Annotated in this window: 23 protein-coding genes; 21 read left to right on the forward strand and 2 right to left on the reverse strand. The window is 49.4% G+C overall.

Translation table 11 applies throughout. The features are described 5' to 3' along the window. Positions 1-26 precede the first annotated feature (26 nt). The 16 genes from hfq to alr all read left to right on the forward strand — a co-directional run bounded on the left by hfq (position 27) and on the right by alr (position 15,067). Positions 27-284 carry an RNA chaperone Hfq gene (gene hfq / locus ACFFJP_RS04535; protein ID WP_208933347.1) on the forward strand — a complete coding sequence of 86 codons (258 nt, stop codon included), beginning with the start codon at positions 27-29 and terminating at the stop codon, positions 282-284. Positions 285-299: 15 nt separating this feature from the next. Then, positions 300-1,583 carry a ribosome rescue GTPase HflX gene (hflX, locus tag ACFFJP_RS04540; protein WP_377240951.1) on the forward strand — a complete coding sequence of 428 codons (1,284 nt, stop codon included), beginning with the start codon at positions 300-302 and terminating at the stop codon, positions 1,581-1,583. Positions 1,584-1,632: 49 nt separating this feature from the next. Further along, positions 1,633-2,790 (forward strand): FtsH protease activity modulator HflK, encoded by a 1,158-nt coding sequence (gene hflK, locus ACFFJP_RS04545; RefSeq protein ID WP_377240953.1) that lies wholly within the window; start codon positions 1,633-1,635, stop codon positions 2,788-2,790. Positions 2,791-2,793: 3 nt separating this feature from the next. Continuing rightward, positions 2,794-3,672, forward strand: a complete 879-nt coding sequence (gene hflC, locus ACFFJP_RS04550) for a protease modulator HflC (protein ID WP_377240955.1) — start codon at positions 2,794-2,796, stop codon at positions 3,670-3,672. Between the two features lie 114 nt (positions 3,673-3,786). Next, positions 3,787-4,959 carry an aminotransferase class V-fold PLP-dependent enzyme gene (locus ACFFJP_RS04555; protein WP_377240957.1) on the forward strand — a complete coding sequence of 391 codons (1,173 nt, stop codon included), beginning with the start codon at positions 3,787-3,789 and terminating at the stop codon, positions 4,957-4,959. Beyond that, complete coding sequence (locus tag ACFFJP_RS04560) at positions 4,956-5,150, forward strand: DUF2065 domain-containing protein (RefSeq protein WP_377240959.1); 195 nt, start codon at positions 4,956-4,958, stop codon at positions 5,148-5,150. The genes ACFFJP_RS04555 and ACFFJP_RS04560 overlap by 4 nt, the downstream gene beginning before the upstream one ends. A gap of 140 nt (positions 5,151-5,290) precedes the next feature. Further along, positions 5,291-6,589, forward strand: coding sequence for an adenylosuccinate synthase (locus ACFFJP_RS04565; RefSeq protein ID WP_377240961.1), 1,299 nt, complete (start codon positions 5,291-5,293; stop codon positions 6,587-6,589). Positions 6,590-6,739: 150 nt separating this feature from the next. Then, positions 6,740-7,378: a tetratricopeptide repeat protein gene (locus tag ACFFJP_RS04570; protein ID WP_377240963.1), complete on the forward strand. Its 639-nt coding sequence runs from the start codon at positions 6,740-6,742 to the stop codon at positions 7,376-7,378. Positions 7,379-7,520: 142 nt separating this feature from the next. After that, the gene (gene rnr, locus ACFFJP_RS04575; protein WP_377240965.1) at positions 7,521-9,902 is read left to right on the forward strand and encodes a ribonuclease R; all 2,382 of its coding nucleotides are present in this window, start codon (positions 7,521-7,523) and stop codon (positions 9,900-9,902) included. A gap of 127 nt (positions 9,903-10,029) precedes the next feature. Beyond that, positions 10,030-10,770 carry a 23S rRNA (guanosine(2251)-2'-O)-methyltransferase RlmB gene (gene rlmB, locus ACFFJP_RS04580; RefSeq protein ID WP_377240967.1) on the forward strand — a complete coding sequence of 247 codons (741 nt, stop codon included), beginning with the start codon at positions 10,030-10,032 and terminating at the stop codon, positions 10,768-10,770. Positions 10,771-10,932: 162 nt separating this feature from the next. After that, positions 10,933-11,310: a 30S ribosomal protein S6 gene (rpsF, locus tag ACFFJP_RS04585; RefSeq protein WP_208933356.1), complete on the forward strand. Its 378-nt coding sequence runs from the start codon at positions 10,933-10,935 to the stop codon at positions 11,308-11,310. A gap of 4 nt (positions 11,311-11,314) precedes the next feature. Further along, positions 11,315-11,617, forward strand: a complete 303-nt coding sequence (priB, locus tag ACFFJP_RS04590; protein WP_377240969.1) for a primosomal replication protein N — start codon at positions 11,315-11,317, stop codon at positions 11,615-11,617. Positions 11,618-11,627: 10 nt separating this feature from the next. After that, on the forward strand, positions 11,628-11,855 hold the full coding sequence (gene rpsR, locus ACFFJP_RS04595) for a 30S ribosomal protein S18 (RefSeq protein ID WP_031568572.1): 228 nt from the start codon (positions 11,628-11,630) through the stop codon (positions 11,853-11,855). Positions 11,856-11,887: 32 nt separating this feature from the next. After that, positions 11,888-12,340, forward strand: coding sequence for a 50S ribosomal protein L9 (gene rplI, locus ACFFJP_RS04600; RefSeq protein ID WP_208933358.1), 453 nt, complete (start codon positions 11,888-11,890; stop codon positions 12,338-12,340). 259 nt (positions 12,341-12,599) lie between these two features. Next, entirely contained in the window at positions 12,600-13,988 is a 1,389-nt protein-coding gene (gene dnaB, locus ACFFJP_RS04605; RefSeq protein ID WP_208933359.1) for a replicative DNA helicase, read from the forward strand. Further along, positions 13,988-15,067, forward strand: coding sequence for an alanine racemase (alr, locus tag ACFFJP_RS04610; protein ID WP_377240971.1), 1,080 nt, complete (start codon positions 13,988-13,990; stop codon positions 15,065-15,067). The genes dnaB and alr overlap by 1 nt, the downstream gene beginning before the upstream one ends. A 73-nt stretch (positions 15,068-15,140) precedes the next feature. Here alr and ACFFJP_RS04615 read toward each other — a convergent pair whose 3' ends face one another. Then, positions 15,141-15,617 carry a chemotaxis protein CheX gene (locus ACFFJP_RS04615; protein ID WP_031568563.1) on the reverse strand — a complete coding sequence of 159 codons (477 nt, stop codon included), beginning with the start codon at positions 15,615-15,617 and terminating at the stop codon, positions 15,141-15,143. A gap of 184 nt (positions 15,618-15,801) precedes the next feature. Next, complete coding sequence (locus ACFFJP_RS04620) at positions 15,802-16,257, reverse strand: transcriptional repressor (RefSeq protein WP_377240973.1); 456 nt, start codon at positions 16,255-16,257, stop codon at positions 15,802-15,804. 103 nt (positions 16,258-16,360) lie between these two features. Here ACFFJP_RS04620 and dusA point away from each other — a divergent pair, with 103 nt between their 5' ends. The 5 genes from dusA (at position 16,361) to ACFFJP_RS04645 (ending at position 19,774) form a co-directional block, all read left to right on the forward strand. Beyond that, positions 16,361-17,320 carry a tRNA dihydrouridine(20/20a) synthase DusA gene (gene dusA / locus ACFFJP_RS04625; RefSeq protein WP_377240975.1) on the forward strand — a complete coding sequence of 320 codons (960 nt, stop codon included), beginning with the start codon at positions 16,361-16,363 and terminating at the stop codon, positions 17,318-17,320. A 181-nt stretch (positions 17,321-17,501) separates the two neighbouring features. Continuing rightward, positions 17,502-17,765 (forward strand): hypothetical protein, encoded by a 264-nt coding sequence (locus ACFFJP_RS04630; RefSeq protein WP_377240977.1) that lies wholly within the window; start codon positions 17,502-17,504, stop codon positions 17,763-17,765. 243 nt (positions 17,766-18,008) lie between these two features. Then, a complete protein-coding gene (locus ACFFJP_RS04635; RefSeq protein WP_377240979.1) occupies positions 18,009-18,308 on the forward strand; it encodes a PspC domain-containing protein in 300 nt (99 codons plus the stop codon). Between the two features lie 53 nt (positions 18,309-18,361). Beyond that, complete coding sequence (locus ACFFJP_RS04640) at positions 18,362-18,787, forward strand: copper chaperone PCu(A)C (RefSeq protein WP_377240981.1); 426 nt, start codon at positions 18,362-18,364, stop codon at positions 18,785-18,787. Positions 18,788-18,796: 9 nt separating this feature from the next. Beyond that, on the forward strand, positions 18,797-19,774 hold the full coding sequence (locus tag ACFFJP_RS04645) for a DUF2333 family protein (protein ID WP_377240983.1): 978 nt from the start codon (positions 18,797-18,799) through the stop codon (positions 19,772-19,774).

Here is a 19,774-nt window from a genome sequence, read left to right on the forward strand (position 1 = left end):
AGAACAAAGAAAAAGGAAAGCGGCAAATGGCAAAGGGCCAATCTTTACAAGACCCATTTTTAAACACTTTACGGCGGGAACGTATTCCTGTGTCCATTTACCTTGTAAATGGGATTAAGCTGCAAGGCCAGATTGAGTCATTCGACCAGTTTGTCATTCTGCTGAAGAACACCGTAAGCCAGATGGTCTATAAGCATGCGATTTCAACAGTAGTCCCGGCCCGTGCGGTAAACACTATGACCACGCACGGTAGTGGCTCTGGTGACGACGAGCTGGAAGAGTAATCAGGACTATATTGCTTGTTTGACCTTCATCAGCCGGCTGAACAAGCGATCCTTGTCCATATCACCTTTCCGCAGGAACATGCGCGGGAAGATCTTGATGAACTGCGGATGCTGGTTTCGTCCGCAGGTGTGCACGCTGCAACAGTTGTAACAGGCCCGCGTCAGACCATAGACGCACGCTTGTTTGTTGGCAGTGGCAAAGCTCAAGAAATTGCGGCTGCAGTTCAGCAGTACTCTGCAGACGTAATTATCTTTAATCATAGCTTGTCGCCCGCACAGACCCGCAATCTGGAACGACTTTGCCAGTGTAAGGTCATCGATCGTACTACCTTGATCCTCGATATTTTTGCCCAGCGTGCCCGCAGTTTCGAAGGGAAACTTCAGGTGGAGCTGGCGCAGCTAAAACACCTTGCGTCCCGTTTAATCCGCGGTTTTGACAATGAGCGGCAAAAAGGTGGGATCGGCTTGCGTGGACCCGGCGAGACCGCTCTGGAAACTGATCGGCGCTTGTTGCGTGACCGTATCAGTGCACTAATGCAGCGTCTTGATAAAGTCAGTCGTCAGCGTGAAACCGGCCGCAAAGCTCGGCAACGTGCTGAAGTGCCTGTTGTGTCGCTGGTCGGTTACACCAACGCTGGCAAATCTACTTTATTTAATAAGCTGACGCAGGCCGACGTTTATGCAGCGGATCAGCTGTTTGCAACCTTGGATCCAACATTGCGCCAAGTGCGTTTTCCGGACTTTGGTGCATTGATTTTTGCTGACACCGTTGGTTTTATTCGTCATCTGCCCCATGATCTGGTGGCAGCATTTAAATCGACGTTGCAGGAAACCCGTGAAGCGGATTTACAGCTGCATGTGATTGACGTGTCAGACCCAAGGCTCGAAGACAATATTGCCCAGGTCCAGCATGTGCTGCATGAAATTGATGCAGATGGTTTGCCGCAGCTACGGGTATACAACAAGATTGACCGGGCAGAGCAAGACCCGCGTATAGAATATGATGAATATGATGTGCCACAGGCCGTATATATTTCGGCGCAAAATGGTGTGGGGCTGGATTTGCTTTCCCGTGCTATCGTGGCCAGATTATCGGATCGATATCTGTCTATGCAGCTGCGTTTGCCACCCGACGCTTTAAACTGGCGGGCAAAGTTGCATGAAGCAGGCTGCGTGCGTCAGGAATTATTTGACGAGAATGGCAACTGTTTGTTGCATATTCAGTTGTCACTGGCGTTATGGGAAAGACTGAATAAACAAAGTCAGGCTTTGTTACAAAGCTGTGTCCTGACGACTTAAGATTTTGATATAGTAACTTTTAACCTTCTGAAGCAACACGGAGTAACGTATGGCTTGGAACGAGCCGGGTAATAACGGCAAGAATAATGATCCCTGGAATCAGGGAGGGCGCAATCAGGGCCCACCAGATATGGACGAAGTATTCCGTAATCTGAGCAAAAAGCTTGGTGGCATTTTTGGCGGTGGTGGTTCCGGCGGCGCCAGCAGTGCTGGTGGCGGTGCCAGCTCAGCAGTCATCACACTTGTCTTGGTGCTTGCTTTGTTAGGCTGGCTTGCCAGCGGTATCTACACGATCAAAGAATCTGAACGCGGTGTGGTACTGCGTCTGGGCCAATATCACGGTGAAGTAAATCCAGGTATTAACTGGAAACCGACCTTCATTGACCAGGTATTGCCAGTGGACGTGTCGAGCGTAGAGACACTGAAAACAGACGGCTTTATGTTGACACAGGACCAGAACTTAGTTCGTGTGACCTTTGAAGTTCAGTACCGAATCGAAGATGCACGTGCTTACAAGTTCGCAGTCGTTGACCCGGATAGCAGTCTGCTGCAGGCGACGGACGCAGCTCTGCGTTATGTTGTTGGTCATTCCATCATGGATGACGTGCTGACGAAAGGTCGCGAGTTGATTCGCCAAAATACCCGCGTAGAGCTGGAAAATATCATCAAGCCATACAATCTTGGTCTGCAGATTGTTGACGTCAACTTCCGTGATGCGCGACCGCCTGAAGAAGTGAAAGCGGCGTTTGACGATGCAATTGCCGCGCAGGAAGATGAACAACGTTTTATTCGTGAAGCTGAAGCTTATGCCCGTGAAATCGAACCTCGAGCCAGCGGCCAGGTTTATCGGATGGAGCAGGAAGCGAAAGCGTATAAGCAACAAACCTTGTTAAAAGCGCAAGGTGAAGTGGCCCGGTTTCAGAAGTTACTGCCTGAATATCTGGCAGCACCGGAAGTGACCCGCAAACGCCTCTATATCGAAACAATGGAACAGGTTTACGCCAACACGTCTAAAGTGCTGGTCGATGTGAAAAACGGCAATAACATGATGTATATCCCATTGGATAAAATGATTAATCAATCAAACTCTGGTGCTGTAACGCAGCCACAGTCTGCTGAGCCGCGTTTACAGTTACCTGAAAGCCGGCCGACGGATGCTCGTACGTCGACTCCGCGATCAGATAGCGGTCGGACAGGGAGAGGTTAAGACATGAAAAATTTCCTGTTAGGCCTTATTGCTGTAGGTGTTTTTGTCGCGACTTCTTCTGTCTTTGTGGTACAGGAAGGTGAACGCGGTATTGTATTCCAGTTCAGTAAAATTCAGCGGACTACCGACGGTGCTATCCGGGTATTTGAGCCGGGTATGCATTTTAAGTTACCGCTGGTTGAGACAGTGCGTAAGCTCGATGCCAAAGTGCAGACGCTGGACGACCCGGCTGACCGCTTTGTGACTTCAGAGAAAAAAGACTTGTTGGTCGATAGCTACGTGAAGTGGAAGATTAAAGACTTCGGTAAGTACTATTTAGCGACCGGCGGTCGGACTGAACGCGCTGAAAACTTGTTAAAACAATATATTAACAACGGTCTGCGTACTGAGTTTGGTACCCGTACTATTCAGCAAATTGTCTCTGGCGAGCGTTCTGAACTGATGGTCAAAGCGATGGCGCAAGCTTCTAAAGGTTCTGATGAGCTTGGTATTGAGATCGTTGACGTGCGGGTGAAGAAAATTAACCTGCCAGATGAAATCAGCAACAACATCTTCCAGCGGATGCGTGCTGAACGGACTGCAGTAGCCAAAGAACATCGTGCCCGCGGGATGGAAAAAGCCGAGGTACTGCGTTCTGATGTTGATGCTAAAGTTACCATTATGGTGGCAGATGCTGAGCGTAACGCCCGTACCACTAAAGGTGAAGGCGATGCTGAAGCAGCAAAAACATATGCCGACGCTTATAGTAAAAACGCCGATTTCTTCAGCTTCGTCCGAAGCATGGAAGCTTACCGCAACAGCTTCCAGAATAAATCAGATGTGATGATTATCCAGCCTGATAACGAGTTCTTTAAGCATATGCAGTCAATGTCAGGCAACTGAGTTGATTGCCGGAAAAGGCCCGCTTGCGGGCCTTTTTTTTAATGTTGGATAGCGTCAACCTGTCTTGCTGTGAGTAGCGCTGTTCCCGTGATTTTGGCCCTGCCGGAGTGATAAATGAATTACAAAAAATATTACCAGCGCTTTCTCGCCGCCCACCCGGATACTCAGCATTATGCTTGTCATTCCCACCATTATTGGCCAGACGTTACGCGAGATGCCATGCTGCAGTATTGGGATGATACCGCCGCATTAGTCGATGATAAATGGCACATGATGTTTGGTCAGAAAGTCCCGCGGGTGCAGCAGCTCATCGCCGATGTATTGAACATCAAACAGCCGCAGCAACTGGTATTTGCACCTAATACACATGAGCTGTTGTTTCGATTGCTCAGCTGCTTTGATTGGTCTGCCGGGTTTAAAGTGTTGACGACTGACAGCGAATTTCATTCGTTTTCCCGCCAGATAAACCGGTTAATGGAAGACCCGCGGGTGCAAGTCGTGAAGGTGCCGACTGAGCCTTTTGCGACTTTCTCGCAGCGCTTTATCGATGCGGCTACAGCGCTGCAACCGGATTTGGTATTTTTCAGTCAGGTATTTTTTAACTCAGGCCTGGTCGTTGCTGATCTGAATGGTTTGGTGACACAGTTAGAGCAGCAATGTCAGGCGACAATCGCTATCGACGGCTATCACGGCTTTATGGCACTTCCGACCGATCTCTGTGCGCTGGAAGGTCGGGTTTTTTATCTGGCCGGAGCCTATAAATATGCGCAAGGCGGCGAAGGTTGCTGTTTTATGCTGGTGCCGCCAGACAATGCCTTCAGGCCAGTGTATACCGGCTGGTTTGCTGAGTTCGGTGCCCTGGCCGGCGTGAAAAGCCAGCAGGTTGGATATGCTGCAGACGGTTATCAGTTTGCTGGCGCAACGATGGACCTGACGGCGCTCTATCGTTTGCAGGCTGTGCTGGAGTTGTTTGCAGCGGATGGCCTGACTGTCAGTGCTATTCATCAACATGTGCAGCAAATACAGCAAACTTTTTTGCATGAACTGGATGCGTTGCAGCACCCTTGGCTAAATCGGACGCATTTACTCGCTGAAGATTTAGCGGTGCATGGACATTTCTTCACATTCCGCGGACCGGATGCTGCAGCGGTGGCGGATTTATCAGCCTTGTTGAAGCAAAACCGGATCGAAACCGATTATCGTGGCGACCGCTTGCGCTTTGGTTTTGCACTGTATCATCAGGTGGCAGATATTAACTTAAGCTGCCTGACTAAGGCACAGTCATGACCACAGACTGGATTTGGCCGGCGCTGGCCCTACTACTGATCGTTGAAGGTATCGGGCCGTTGTTATTCCCAAATCGCTGGCAGGCCTATTTGCGCAAGCTATCTGCGGAGCCGGTGCAAAATCTGCGTCAGCTCGGTATGGTGCTGGTTTTCGTCGGTATTTGCTGGTTATGGTGGCTGTTAGCGCCATAGAAATCCAGACGTCTTCATTTTAATTCCAAGTGAAATCAACCAGCTGAAATATAAGCTGGTTTTTTTTTGCCCTTGCGGCTGAACTTTGACTTTGAATTTGCTAGAATCCCCGCCTAATTTTTTTCCATGATGCAGGAACCATGGCCAAGAACGTTGTAGTGCTCGGCACCCAATGGGGTGACGAAGGAAAAGGTAAGATTGTCGATTTATTAACCGACAAGGCGAGTTTCGTTGTGCGTTACCAGGGCGGCCATAATGCCGGTCATACTCTGGTGATTGACGGGGAAAAAACCGTACTGCACCTGATCCCATCAGGCATTTTACGTGACAACGTGAAATGTGTGATCGGCAATGGCGTGGTGTTATCTCCGGAAGCGTTGCTCAAAGAGATGACCATGCTGGAACAGCGCGGTGTGCCGGTGCGTGAGCGTCTGGTGCTTTCCGAAGCCTGTCCGTTGATCCTGCCATTTCATGTCGCTTTAGACGTTGCCCGTGAACAGGCGCGTGGCGACAAGAAAATCGGCACCACAGGCCGTGGTATCGGCCCTGCATATGAAGATAAAGTGGCTCGTCGTAGTCTGCGCGTTGGTGATCTGTTCAATAAAGAACTGTTTGCTGAGAAGTTAAAAGCGCTGATGGAACTGCATAACTTCACGCTGACGCAGTATTACAAAGTTGATGCTGTTGATTATCAGACCACATTGGATAGCGCCTTGGCCTTAGCAGATATGCTGAAGTCAATGGTTGTTGATGTGACTGATTTACTGGATAAAGCCCGTAAAGCTGGCAAAGAAATTATGTTTGAAGGCGCGCAGGGTACTCTGCTCGATATCGATCATGGTACTTACCCGTACGTGACATCTTCAAATACGACTGCTGGTGGTGTTGCAACAGGTGCTGGTTTTGGTCCTTGCTATCTGGACTACGTGCTGGGTATCGTCAAAGCGTACACAACACGTGTGGGCTCAGGTCCATTCCCAACCGAACTGGGCTGCGAAATTGGCGAGTACCTTGGCGTGAAAGGCCATGAGTTTGGCGCCACCACCGGCCGTAAACGCCGTTGTGGCTGGTTTGATGCTGTCGCCGTGCGCCGTGCGGTGCAACTGAACAGTATTTCAGGTTTCTGTTTAACGAAACTGGACGTGCTGGATGGTCTGACTGAAGTGAAAATTTGCGTTGGTTATCGCCAACCGGATGGATCAGTCACCACAGTGCCGCCGATGGCTGCTGAAGGCTATGAGTTGGTGACGCCAGTGTATGAAACGATGCCAGGCTGGAGTGAATCGACTTTTGGCGTGCAGTCGCTGGACGGTTTACCACAGGCGGCCCGTAACTATATCAAGCGCTTGGAAGAAGTAACTGAAATCCCAATCGACATCGTATCAACTGGCCCAGATCGGGTTCAGACGATAGTTCTACGCCACCCTTACGAGGCGTAATCAGAAAAAACGCTGCTCCGGCAGCGTTTTTTTATGTTCCTTGATCGACAACCCCTGGTTATATTTTTCAATCAGGCACAAATTTTGTATTCTTTTTGCCTGAGTTGCTGTGCAAGTGCATAGCGTCATTATTCTGACCTGGTGGCTGCTTTGAAAAAGTTTGTTTGGTCTTCTTGTGCAACGATTCTGTCCGTTGCTTTGATTGCAACACCTGCTACGGCGCAGGAAGCCCTCACTGAGCTCGGTGTTGTCCAGCTGTATACACAAGACGAACTGCTCGAAATGATTCGCGCCAATACTCATCTTAAACGTGTACAGGCCGACGAATGTCAGTTGGTCAAGGATATTGAAGCGCGTGCAGATATCATGAAATTACCGGCTTATCAGTTTTTATTCGGCGACATGCTGGCGTTTGGTATTTGTGTACCAAAAAACGCTGAACGCGGCTGGGATCTGATGTTGGCGTCGGCATTACAAGGCTTACCGGAAGGGCTGGAACAGGTCGGTCGTTATTACCAGCAAGGTAAATTAGTGCAAAAGGATCTGGCTAAAGCGCAGCTGTATTTGTATCAGGCCGGTGCTATGGGCAATCTGAATGCTCAGGTACGCCTTGCGGAGTTGTTTCTGGCTAACCAGGGCAGCCCGACAGATTACGAGACAGTATATCGCTGGTTACATCATTCAATTACGGCCGACAAGGACATGCACGCCCGTATCGATAGAGCATTAAAAGGGCTCGCTGCTCGGATGCCTGAGGGGGTGGTTACAAGAGCAAAAAAACCACTTTGATTGTAACACCGGCTGACCCTATTTCGTCTGACCTGTTGTTTGCCTCGGTTTTGTGACAGTTTGCTGAAGATTTCTGCAGTTTCAGTGAAAATTTCGCGCCAGACTGTTAAACTTGCCGCAGTTATTCAACGAAAGAGTCTCCATGACGATCAAAGATCCGCATCTTGCGCGTGAGCAAGAAAAATATGAAAACCCTATCCCGAGTCGGGAATTTATCCTCGAACACATCAAACAGCGGCAACAACCTGCCTACTTCGACGAATTAGCGGCAGAACTGAACCTGAGCGACGAAGAAGCATTATTCGCACTGAAAAAACGTCTGCGCGCAATGGAGCGTGATGGCCAGCTGCTGTTTACAAAAACTAAACGCTATGGCCTGGTCGACGACCTGGACCTGGTCAAAGGTACCGTGTTGGGCCATCGTGAAGGCTTTGGCTTTCTGAAACGAGAGCTGGGCGGGCCTGACTGGTATATTCCGAATTTTGAAATGCAGCGTCTGCTACCGGGCGACGTTGTACTGGCCAGTGCCGGTGAGATTAAGGGCAAAGATAAAGTCGAAGCGCGGATTGTCCGGGTGCTGGAACCGCGTAAAGAGCCGATTGTCGGCCGTTATTTCAAAGATTTCGCCTTAGCCGTTGTAGTGCCTGAAGATCCGCGCATTGCGCAGGATATCGTGATCCCGGCTGGTGATGAAAACGGTGCCCGTCATGGCCAGATTGTATTAGCGGAAGTGACCAGCCGGCCGTCAAAACGGATCAATGCTGTCGGTAAAGTAGTGGAAGTGCTGGGCGAACATATGGCGCCTGGTATGGAAATCGAAGTCGCCATCCGTAACCACAATATTCCACATACCTTTTCTCAGGCAGTGGAACAGCAAGTCAGTCAGTTTGGTGCAGAAGTGCCGGCAGCGGCTAAAGCCGGACGCGTCGATTTAACCGATATTGGCCTTATTACCATTGACGGTGAAGATGCGCGCGACTTTGACGATGCCGTATATTGTGAACGTAAAGAAGATGGTGGCTGGCACTTGTGGGTCGCGATCGCGGACGTCACTGCTTATGTGCAGCCGGATACCGCGCTTGATCGTGAAGCGTTGGACCGTGGCAACTCCGTCTATTTCCCGGACCATGTGGTGCCGATGTTGCCAGAAGCCTTGTCCAATGGCTTATGTTCACTGAATCCGCATGTGGACCGCCTGTGTTTTGTTGCTGATATGCATATCAGTGCGCAGGGCAAACTCGGCAGTTACCGGTTTTACGAAGCGGTGATGCATTCCAAAGCCCGCCTGACATACAACAAAGTGCATGCGATTTTGCAGGGTGACCCTGAACTGCGTCAGCAGTATGCAGAGAATCTCACCAATATCGACAATCTGAATTCGTTGTATAAACAAATGGCCAAAGTCCGCGCCGGTCGTGGCGCGATAGAGTTTGAAACGGTAGAAACGCGGTTTATTTTCAACAGCCACCGCAAGATTGAGCAGATAGTGCCAATCCACCGCAACGAAGCGCATAAAATCATCGAAGAATGTATGATTTTGGCCAATGTCGCAGCAGCCAAACTGGTAGAAAAAAATGAAGCTCCGGCGCTGTATCGCGTACATGAACAGCCAGATTCCGATCGTTTTGCTAACTTTAAACGCTTCTTGCTGGAGCTTGGCATTACCGCAGATTTACCAAGCGAGCCGACACCGCTGGAACTGACCCAGTTGTTGGCAAAAATTGGTGACCGACCGGATAAAGAACTGATCGAAACGACGTTGTTACGCTCGCTGAAACAGGCGGTGTATCAGCCTGATAATCAAGGCCATTTTGGTCTGGCACTGGAAGCCTATGCGCATTTCACCTCGCCAATCCGCCGGTATCCGGATTTGTTGTTGCACCGCGCTATCAAAGCCGTGTTGCATAAACAAGGCGAGCCGGTGAATGGTGCTCGCGGATATAGCCATGAGCAAATGGTGCCGCTGGGCGAACAGTGTTCGATGACCGAACGCCGCGCCGACGATGCGACGCGCGAAGTGTCCGACTGGCTGAAATGCGAGTATATGCAGGACCACCTCGGTGCTACTTTCCAGGGCGTGGTTGCAACTGTGACCAGCTTTGGTTTGTTTGTACGCTTGGTTGATTTGTATATTGAAGGCTTGGTGCATGTCACGTCGCTGCCAAACGATTATTATCATTTTGATACCGAACGCCAGGTGTTGATGGGCGAGCACAGTAAGCAAAGTTATCGCATGGGTGATTTGCTGGAAGTCAAAGTGCTGGCGGTCAATCTCGAAGCGCGCAAAATCGATTTGGGTGTCGTGACCACTGTGCAAAGTGCCAAAGGTGGCGGAAAAAAGGCGCCGGCAACGGATAGCAAAGCGAGCAAAGGTCATTCGACGAAAAAAGGCCGGGCTGTCGCAGATCCAACCCAGCGCCCCGGTAAGACCAAGGCAGGCCGCAGTGGCAGTAAGCCTCGTGCCAAATCGGGTGCGAAAACAGCCGATGGCGGCGCAACAAAAGCCCCACGCCGGCGCAAGTAAACAGGGGCAGATGACGGCAGGCTGAAAAAACCTATAGTTTTTGCTACACTGCCGTCCATTCACCTGACCATCTTTGGTTATCGACCACAACAGGCGCTTTTGCGCCTGTTGCATTTTGAGAACTCTTATGAGCACAGATTTTATTTTTGGCCTGCACTCGGTCAGCGCCTTTATGGAACGTCATCCCGAAGACGTCCTGGAATTGTTCGTGTTAAAAGACCGCGAAGATCAGCGGATGACACCACTGATCCAACAGGCACGTAAATCCGGCATCTCCGTACAGTTCTGCCAGCGTAAAACGCTGGATGAAAAAGTTGACGGTGCGCAGCATCAGGGCGTCGTCGCCAAAGCCCGTTTGTCTGACGCCGGCGATGAGCATGATCTAAAACGGATCCTCGACACGCAAGCGCAGCCGTTTTTGTTGATCCTCGATGGCATTACCGACCCGCACAACCTCGGCGCCATTTTACGCAGTGCAGATGCTGCGGGTGTCCATGCGGTGATAGCGCCAAAAGACCGGGCTGCGAAGCTCACCGCAGTAGTGCGCAAAGTTGCCTGTGGTGCTGCTGAAGCGGTGCCATTTATCGCAGTCACCAACCTGGCCCGCACTATCCGGGAGTTAAAAGACGCGGGTGTATGGGTGCTGGGTGCTGCTGGTGAAACCGAAACCACCATTTATCAGGCCAGTCTCAGCGGCCCGTTGGCGCTGGCGATGGGTGCTGAAGGCGATGGTCTACGTCGTCTAACGAAAGAACTCTGTGATGGTCTGGTGAAAATCCCGATGTTTGGCGCGGTATCTAGCTTAAATGTGTCCGTTGCCACTGGGATTTGTTTGTATGAAGCAGTACGGCAGCGCACGACCAGCTAAATCTGGAAAATGGCCGGCTGAATTGCACCAAAGCTGATTAACTGCTTGTATTTCGGTCGATCGATCCGTAGAATACGCGACCTTCGACCCACATCCATGTTCCTTGCCTCTATGCGAGTCTGGTCGAGCTCACCCGAGGCTAATTAACCGTAAGGAGCTACCATGCGTCATTACGAAATCGTGTTTATGGTTCACCCTGATCAGAGTGAACAAGTCCCAGGTATGATCGAACGTTACACTGGTGCTATCAAAGAAGCTGGCGGTTCTATCCACCGTCTGGAAGACTGGGGCCGCCGTCAACTGGCTTACCCAATCGAAAAACTGCACAAAGCCCACTATGTTCTGTTGAACGTAGAAGCGCCACAAGCAGTGATCGATGAACTGGAAACTAACTTCCGCTACAACGATGCTGTACTGCGTAACCTGATCATGCGCACAAACGGTGCTGTCACTGAGCCATCACCAATGGCAAAAGTACGTGAAGAACGTCGTGACCGTGCTCCGCGTGACTCTGAAGAGCAGGTAGCAAACGACGAGTAATCTGATGGACAACAGTCTGGTCATTACTGGCGTCATTTGCCGTCAGCCCGACCGGAACGAGAGTCCTGCCGGTATCCCGCATCTGTACTTGGTGCTTGAGCACAAGTCGATGCAACTGGAAGCCGGATACAACAGAGCAAGTTACCTGCGCATTCATGTGGTGGTAACCGGCGAGTTGAGCAGACAAAGTCACAATTTGATGCAGGGTAGTGTGGTCAGGGTGCAAGGCTTTTTAAACCGGCATCAGACCCGGAGCGGTCAAGCAAAGCTTGTGCTCCATGCCCAACAGATTGAAATTTTAAGTTAGGAGAAAGTTCATGGCCCGTTATTTCCGTCGCCGTAAATTCTGCCGTTTCTCTGCCGAAGGCGTGCAAGAGATCGACTACAAAGATACCGCTACTTTAAAAAATTATGTCACTGAAAGTGGCAAAATTGTTCCTAGCCGTATCACTGGTACCAGCGCTAAGTATCAGCGCCAATTAGCTCGTGCAATCAAACGCGCCCGCTACCTGGCTCTGCTGCCATACAGCGATTCACACGCATAAGCCTGGTTCAACGATACAGAGAGGATTAAACAATGGATATCATTCTGTTGGATAAAGTTGCTAACCTGGGTGGTTTAGGCGACAAAGTGGTTGTTAAATCTGGTTATGCCCGTAACTTCTTATTCCCACAAGGAAAAGCAGTTCCAGCGACCAAAGCTAACATCGAAAAATTTGAAGCACGCCGTGCTGAGTTAGAAGCCAAACTGGTTGCTAACCTGGTTGCTGCGCAAGAACGTGCTGCTAAAGTTGCTGAGCTGGGCGAAGTTACTATCGCTGCTAAAGCTGGTGACGAAGGCAAACTGTTCGGTTCTATCGGTACTCGTGACATCGCTGATGCGATCACTGAAGCCGGTGTAGCTGTTACTAAAGCCGAAGTTAAACTGCCAAACGGTACTCTGCGTGACGTTGGTTCTTTTGACATCGACCTGCAGCTGCATGCTGAAGTTACTGCAACCGTTAAACTGGTTGTTGTTGCTGAGGCGTAAGCCTTTAACTGACACGGTAACGCTGTTATCGTGTCAGTATCTCCCCTTCTGTAATTCCCCTTTTGATTTCTTCACCAGATGTATCACCTTGTCTGTTTTCGCAACAGACGGCTGATGACTTATAAATTTTCCGCTGCTCTGTTCGATGAAAAATGCTAGGCTAGGCTTCGTATTTTCAGCGTCTGCTTGCTGCCACAGCATCGTGGAAGCCAACGCCTGATCTCTCCGGTTTTCTGCTCAGTTCAAGCTATTGGGTGTTATGGCAAACATAAAAGATAAACAAGTCGCTGCGGTAAAAATGCCGCCGCATTCTATTGAAGCCGAGCAATCAGTGCTCGGCGGCCTGATGCTGGATAATGATGCTTGGGACAAAGTGTCCGAAAAGGTCGTAGAGCAGGATTTTTACCTGCGTTCCCACAAGCATATCTTCAAAGCAATGACCGCAATTGCCGAGCTGAACCAGCCGATAGATCTCATTACTGTTTCAGAATGGCTGGAACGCAATCAACAGCTCGACGATATCGGTGGTTTTGCCTATATCGGTGAAATCGCGAAAAACACACCAAGTGCGGCCAATATCCTGGCTTACGCTGATATTGTGCGTGAACGAGCCGTGGTGCGTGATATGATTTCTGTTGCGCATGACATTGCTGACGCCGGCTATGACCCACAAGGCCGTAGTAGTGCTGAATTATTAGACTTCGCTGAAACGAAGGTTTTTAAGATTGCTGAACAACGCGCTGACGCCAATGAAGGCCCTGAGCCCATCAACAGCATTCTGGCCAAGACTATCGACAAGATCGATGCACTGTTTCGTAACCCCAGCGCGGGCGGTTTGACCGGGGTATCGACCGGTTATATGGACCTCGACAAAATGACCAACGGCATGCAGCCGTCAGATTTGATTATTGTTGCCGCGCGTCCTTCGATGGGTAAAACTACCTTTGCGATGAACCTCTGTGAACACGCAGCGATAAGCAGTGATAAGCCGGTATTAATCTTTAGTCTAGAGATGCCGTCTGAACAAATTATGATGCGGATGCTGGCCTCGCTTGGCCGTATTGACCAGACCAAAGTACGGACCGGTCAGCTGGATGATGAGGACTGGGCACGCTTATCTTCGGCGATTGAACTGCTGAACAGTAAAGGCAAAATGTACATTGACGATGCGTCAGGCCTCACGCCTACGGAGGTTCGTTCCCGCGCACGCCGGGTGGCACGGGAGCATGGTGGCCTCTCCATGATCATGGTGGACTACCTGCAGTTGATGACGGTGCCGGGCTTATCGGACAACCGTACGCTGGAAATCGCTGAGATCTCGCGCTCTTTAAAAGCGCTGGCTAAAGAACTAAAAGTGCCTGTGGTCGCTCTGTCACAGTTAAACCGCTCGCTGGAACAACGCGCTGACAAAAGACCGGTTAACTCGGATCTCCGTGAATCCGGTTCTATTGAACAAGATGCGGATCTCATCATGTTTATTTATCGTGATGAGGTTTATCACGATGACAGCCCTGATAAAGGCACCGCAGAAGTTATTATCGGTAAACAGCGGAACGGCCCAATTGGTCGGGTCCGTCTGACTTTCCACGGTAGATACTCCCGTTTTGACAACTATGCCGGTACAGCGCGTTTTGAGGATGAGTACTGATGAGTCGCAGACCTCTTGCGCAAATCAATACCAGCGCCTTATTACACAACGTAGAACGTATTCGAGATATGGCACCGCATAGCAAGATCCTTGCAGTGCTCAAAGCAAACGCTTATGGCCATGGCTTGCTGGCGGTTGCCGCGCAGCTGAAAGATGTTCATGCTTTTGGTGTTGCGCGGATTGATGAAGCTTTGATGCTGCGCGCAGGTGGAATCGTCAAACCTATCGTGTTACTGGAAGGCTTTTTCCATGCCGACGAGTTATCCCAGATTGTTGCGTCAAATCTCCAGGTTGTTGTGCATCATCCGGCTCAGGTTGAAGCATTGGTTAAAGCGGAGTTGGAATCGCCCATCCATGTCTGGTTAAAAATTGATAGTGGCATGCATAGACTTGGCGTTGAACCCGCGGATTTCAAAGAGATTTATCAAAAACTCTGCCAAAGCAAAAACGTATTGCAGCCGATGCGGCTGATGACCCATTTTGCCTGTGCTGATGAGAAAGACAATCCAGCAACCGCCCGTCAATTGGCACTGTTTCGGCAAACTATTGGCGATGCCGCTGGCGAACTGAGTATCGCCAACTCAGCGGGCGTGGTGGGGTGGCCTCAAAGCCATGGCGACTGGGTAAGGCCAGGTCTGGCACTATATGGGGTCTCGCCAATGGACAAAGGGCGTTCCGCCGCTCACGCCTTGCGGCCTGTCATGACATTTAGCAGTTCGGTGATTGCGGTCAGGCAGGTTAGACAAGGTGATGCAGTCGGTTACGGAGCAAGCTGGGTAGCGCCTAAAGATACAAGACTGGCGGTTGTCGCTATCGGTTATGGCGATGGCTATCCGCGGAATGCACCGTGCGGCACTCCAGTCTTGATTAATGGCAAACGCTATCCAATCGTTGGTCGTGTTTCAATGGATATGACCACAGTCGATATTGGCGACGATGAAATTGCCCATGGTGCACAGGTGATACTGTGGGGAGAGGATTTACCCGTCGAAGAAATTGCGGAACAAGTACAAACCATCCCTTACGAGCTGTTGTGCAACATTACCAGCAGAGTGCAATTCCGATATATAGGTGATTGAATTTTTGTTTCAGCGACAAAAAAGCCGGTTCAATGACCGGCTTTTTTAGTTTCGCAAATCAGCAGCTTGAAAATTAACCGCCGCCTTGATTATCAAAACTGACTTCGATGTGCACTTTGCCGAATTCGGAGTCAAATGGCATCAGAATTTTCGGACCGTCACATTTATGGGTGATGGTGTGGCCTTTACCAGATACAACAACCGGAGTTGCCATACTGAATTCATAGCCTTTTTCGCCTAAGATTCGTTTGGCCCCACCAGTAACCATATTGGTGATTTCACCCACCATGTCAGTCACTTCTTCGTTGATAGTTTTTGGTTTCTCACCTAGCATCCGGTTCATAATCTCCAGTGCCAGAGATTCTTCAAAACTCACCGAAAAAGATCCTTTTGTCTGGGGACCAATCATGCCGATTAGGCCTGATACATCGCCACGGGCGACTTCATCTTTTTTGATTCGGGGCTGACCGGGCACAATTGTTGTATTGGCCATGGTGCTCAGCACATTCACTAACGACGATAAGAATGGATTTACATACTCGACATTCATTGAAAAGACCCGCTGCTTTGGTTCGTCACCTGGCTTTTTACCCTGACGTTAAGGTTAGGCAGATTTTATAGAATAAACAAGACTAGCTCTTTGTTTTTGAGATAGTTTCGTAGTGAATTCCACTAAAAATCTGTCGAAATAAATCCGTTTGCTCTGCCGAGTCAGTTACCGTACACAAAAAACACTAGTTCTGACAGTTCTTGCACAAGCCTCGGGCTTCAATGGTCTGCTGCTGAATGCTAAATCCTTTGGCGTCAGCTAAGCTACTGAATTCTTTAAAAAGCACATTGGAATGTAATTCCTCAACGTGCCCACACTGCTGACAGATTAGTAATTGAGCTGGGTGATGATGGTCAAAATGATGACACAGCATAAAAGCGTTGCTGGACTCAATTTTGTGGATAAAACCTTGCTCCGTTAAAAACTCCAGCGCCCGGTAAATCGTAGCAGGTTTTGCGGCTGGTTCTGTCTGCTTCAGCTGTTCCAGCAATTCGTATGCACCAACACCACTATGAGTGCCAGCAAGTAAACGAAACACCTTTTCCCGGATTGAAGTAAATCTGGCGCCATTTTGGTCACAAATGCGTTGTGCTCGCAGCACTAAGCTCTCTACTGACATGTCTGTCTGTACCTGAGTCATTATTTTTTCCGAGTGTAACACAGATTAAAATCGGATAAATCGGCATGCCCGTCACAAAACCAAGTGATTCAGGTTAAAATGACGGTCCTTGCTGGAGGTCATCTTGAATCATAAATTTTCTGTCGCGCCAATGCTGGATTGGACTGATAAACATTGTCGTTATTTCCACCGTAAATTAAGCCACCATGCCGTGCTCTATACCGAAATGGTCACGACCGGCGCTATTTTATTTGGACAGGGCGATTATCTGTCGTTTAACGAAGAAGAACACCCGGTTGTGGTGCAACTCGGTGGTTCAGATCCGGAGGCGATGGCAAAGTCAGCGCTGTTGTGTCAGCAGCATGGTTATGATGCGATTAATATCAATGTCGGCTGCCCGTCCGATCGCGTGCAGAATGGCATGTTTGGCGCGTGTCTGATGGCCCAGCCAGCGCAAGTTGCGGCATGTGTCAGTGCAATGCGCGCCGTGGTGGATATTCCGGTAACAGTTAAAACCCGCATTGGTATTGACGATTCCGACGATATGCAGTTTTTGACTGATTTTGTTGGCATTGTCAGTGAAGCAGGATGCTCGCAATTTATTATTCATGCGCGTAAAGCTTGGCTGCAGGGTCTGAGTCCAAAAGAAAATCGCGAAGTGCCACCACTGAATTATCCACGGGTATATCAACTGAAACAGCAGTTTCCAGATCTGGATATTTCGATTAATGGTGGCGTAAAGACTGTGGAAGAATGTCTGACACATTTGCAGTATCTGGACGGGGTCATGGTTGGGCGCGAGGCTTATACCAATCCATTATTACTGGCACAGATTGACCATGCCCTCTATGGTGATCCGCGGCCAGTTCCGACACCCCATCAACTGGTTCGCGAAATGCTGCCTTATATCGAACTACAGATGCAGCAAGGCGCACGTTTCTGGCATATTGCGCGGCATATGCTGGGGATCTTTCAGGGAGTGCCGGGAGCCCGGTTGTGGCGCCGCCATTTAAGTGAAACGGGTCATTTGCCAACGAGTGGGCCTGAGGTAATGCTTGCCGCATTAGCGAAAGTTCCCGAGTGATACTAAAAAGTGGTTAAATTAACCACTTTTTGTTTTTTGATATGTCTCTCGTCGTTGCGTTCCAAATAGATTTTATGAAAAAACATATAAAAAACAAGGAGATAAAATAGTTTTCTGAGTTGGCACAAGGATTGTAATTCATTGGTTGTAGTCAGTTAAATTAACCAATGAGGAAACCACCATGAAATCAATTACTTCAGTCGTTTTTGCCGCCACTTTCCTGTTTAGCCACAGCATTGCACATGCAGATCCGGTCAGTGAGCTGACAGCTATCGCCACCGCACAAATTGCTGAGCAAGCAGCTGAAATGAAACACAATATTGCTGAACAATTAAAACAATCTCTGGCAGAAAGCCTGGCAGAAGCTGTGACTGATGAATCAGAAACAGTGCAAGTAGATGTTGTTGCAGGCCTGGACAGTAACACTGTCGCTGTTGTGGAGTAAGGTTGTGATTCTGGCGCTGTCTCCGCAGCTGCTTGGGATGTTTTTGCTCCCTGTGTTCAGCATATTCATTACGGCAAAACTTTGGTTATGGTTATTGCCGCCCTCTGATATTCCTCCCGCAACCCGGTCTTAGCAGTACCGGGTTTTTTTTGTCTTGATATTGGTTTTTAGTCAAAATAGCCATTTTTTAGTATTCACAGCCTATTTTTTGCGTTTTCTCGTCATATGTTATCTGTAGTCGCTGTGCGCATTCTTATCTACATGATTTTTAAAGTAAAAATATTTGGCACGCCCTTTGATTGTCTTTCTTTGAATTTCAACAATCAGGAGAACGCGATGAGAACTCGCCATGAAAATCGCTGGTATTGTAATAAAGCGGATCGCAAGATTGCAGGGGTTTGCAGTGGTTTGGCTCGAGCTTATGGCCACAATGCAACGTTGATCCGCTGCATCGCCGTGTTGGCATTTTTAACCTTACCAGGCGTGATGTTTGTAGTATATCTGGCTGCGGCATTAATTTTGCCAAGTCGTTATGTTGTCTGACAAATTGCTGGCTCCTGTGTAAGATGTTGCGATAACACTCGCAGGAGCCTCTGATGCGTCAATTTATTTTGTTTGTTCTAAGTTGTTGTACCCTGAACGTTCTGGCTGCTCAGACTGAGATCAGCAATGCAACGGTGCGCCAACCACTGCCGGGTAAAACACTAAGTGCCGGGTATTTTTCGATCAGGAATACCGGTACCAACCCCATTGCGTTGCTGGCTGTAACCAGCCCTCAATTTGATGCGGTTGAGCTCCACGCTCACCAGATGACTGACGGGATGATGCAAATGGTCGAAGTCGATAAAATAGCCGTAGCGCCCGGCCAAAGTGTGCACTTGCAGCCGGGCGGTTTGCATTTGATGCTCTTTGGCCCGACCCAGCCGATTCAGCTTGGTCAGCAAGTGCCGCTACAATTACGTTGGTCGGATGGAACTATGCAATCTGTCAGTGCAAACGTGACGCGGATCCCCAAACAGTAGGAACCAGATATGCACAAGCTGATGATTGCTCTGGCATTGTTTCTCACAACAGTGTTGATTGGCTGGGGGATGACGCTTTATTACAGCGACGAGCCTGCCACATTTGATGTTGTCGCTGTAGCCCAGACTGCGGCCGCAGGCGAAAAACCTGTGGTGGGCTTTACCACGACAAATACCTTAATCCACATTACTGAGACCTTGCTGTATAAGCCCGGCGGTTATATCAGCAACGACATTTTGCCGCCGTTTGTCTTAATGGATGATATGCCTGCCTGGGAGCTCGGTGCATTGGAGATGATCCGAGACATGGCACTGGCGATGCGGGCGGACCTGAGCCGGTCCCAGTCGCAGTCGGTCGAAAACAGTTTGCTCAAACAGATCCAGCCTAAATTTAATATTGAACACCGCAGCTGGGCCATTCCGTCGCCGGAAGAGGAATATACTGCGGCAATCAAGCTGTTGCGGCAGTATCGTCAGGGGCTGATGGCCACGGAAAACCAAGAGCATCAATTCTTTGCCAGAGCAGATAACTTAAGAGATTGGCTAAAACAAGTCGAAAAACGCTTAGGCAGTTATAGTCAACGCCTGAGCGCCAGCGTTGGTCAGGACCGCCTTAATACCGATTTAGCCGGCGATATTGCCGCTCGAAAATCCACGTTAACACCAGACGAGATGATGATTAAAACGTCCTGGTGGCGGATCGATAATGAGTTTTATGAAGCCCGAGGTGCCAGTTGGGCGCTATTGCATCTGCTAAAAGCGATTGAAGTAGATTTTGCCGACGTATTGCAACGTAAGAATGCAACTGTCAGCCTGCAGCAGATCATTCGCGAGTTGGAGTCGACCCAACAAACCATCTGGACGCCAATGGTGTTAAATGGCAGTGGGTTCGGCATGTTGGCTAACCACAGTCTGGTCATGGCAAACTATATTTCCAGAGCCAATGCGGCGCTGATTGATTTAACTGAATTACTGGCACAAGGATAA

This window comes from Rheinheimera tilapiae (genome assembly GCF_042432165.1).
GTDB classification, from domain to species: Bacteria; Pseudomonadota; Gammaproteobacteria; order Enterobacterales; family Alteromonadaceae; genus Pararheinheimera; species Pararheinheimera tilapiae.

What these genes read in the sequence shown, in the direction of transcription:
- hfq (WP_208933347.1), top strand. Translation starts at nt 27, where the DNA reads ATGGCAAAGGGCCAATCTTTACAAGACCCATTTTTAAACACTTTACGG.
- hflK (WP_377240953.1), top strand. Translation starts at nt 1,633, where the DNA reads ATGGCTTGGAACGAGCCGGGTAATAACGGCAAGAATAATGATCCCTGG.
- hflC (WP_377240955.1), top strand. Translation starts at nt 2,794, where the DNA reads ATGAAAAATTTCCTGTTAGGCCTTATTGCTGTAGGTGTTTTTGTCGCG.
- ACFFJP_RS04555 (WP_377240957.1), top strand. Translation starts at nt 3,787, where the DNA reads ATGAATTACAAAAAATATTACCAGCGCTTTCTCGCCGCCCACCCGGAT.
- ACFFJP_RS04560 (WP_377240959.1), top strand. Translation starts at nt 4,956, where the DNA reads ATGACCACAGACTGGATTTGGCCGGCGCTGGCCCTACTACTGATCGTT.
- ACFFJP_RS04565 (WP_377240961.1), top strand. Translation starts at nt 5,291, where the DNA reads ATGGCCAAGAACGTTGTAGTGCTCGGCACCCAATGGGGTGACGAAGGA.
- rnr (WP_377240965.1), top strand. Translation starts at nt 7,521, where the DNA reads ATGACGATCAAAGATCCGCATCTTGCGCGTGAGCAAGAAAAATATGAA.
- rlmB (WP_377240967.1), top strand. Translation starts at nt 10,030, where the DNA reads ATGAGCACAGATTTTATTTTTGGCCTGCACTCGGTCAGCGCCTTTATG.
- rpsF (WP_208933356.1), top strand. Translation starts at nt 10,933, where the DNA reads ATGCGTCATTACGAAATCGTGTTTATGGTTCACCCTGATCAGAGTGAA.
- priB (WP_377240969.1), top strand. Translation starts at nt 11,315, where the DNA reads ATGGACAACAGTCTGGTCATTACTGGCGTCATTTGCCGTCAGCCCGAC.
- rpsR (WP_031568572.1), top strand. Translation starts at nt 11,628, where the DNA reads ATGGCCCGTTATTTCCGTCGCCGTAAATTCTGCCGTTTCTCTGCCGAA.
- rplI (WP_208933358.1), top strand. Translation starts at nt 11,888, where the DNA reads ATGGATATCATTCTGTTGGATAAAGTTGCTAACCTGGGTGGTTTAGGC.
- dnaB (WP_208933359.1), top strand. Translation starts at nt 12,600, where the DNA reads ATGGCAAACATAAAAGATAAACAAGTCGCTGCGGTAAAAATGCCGCCG.
- alr (WP_377240971.1), top strand. Translation starts at nt 13,988, where the DNA reads ATGAGTCGCAGACCTCTTGCGCAAATCAATACCAGCGCCTTATTACAC.
- ACFFJP_RS04615 (WP_031568563.1), bottom strand. Translation starts at nt 15,617, where the DNA reads ATGAATGTCGAGTATGTAAATCCATTCTTATCGTCGTTAGTGAATGTG.
- ACFFJP_RS04620 (WP_377240973.1), bottom strand. Translation starts at nt 16,257, where the DNA reads ATGACTCAGGTACAGACAGACATGTCAGTAGAGAGCTTAGTGCTGCGA.
- ACFFJP_RS04630 (WP_377240977.1), top strand. Translation starts at nt 17,502, where the DNA reads ATGAAATCAATTACTTCAGTCGTTTTTGCCGCCACTTTCCTGTTTAGC.
- ACFFJP_RS04640 (WP_377240981.1), top strand. Translation starts at nt 18,362, where the DNA reads ATGCGTCAATTTATTTTGTTTGTTCTAAGTTGTTGTACCCTGAACGTT.
- ACFFJP_RS04645 (WP_377240983.1), top strand. Translation starts at nt 18,797, where the DNA reads ATGCACAAGCTGATGATTGCTCTGGCATTGTTTCTCACAACAGTGTTG.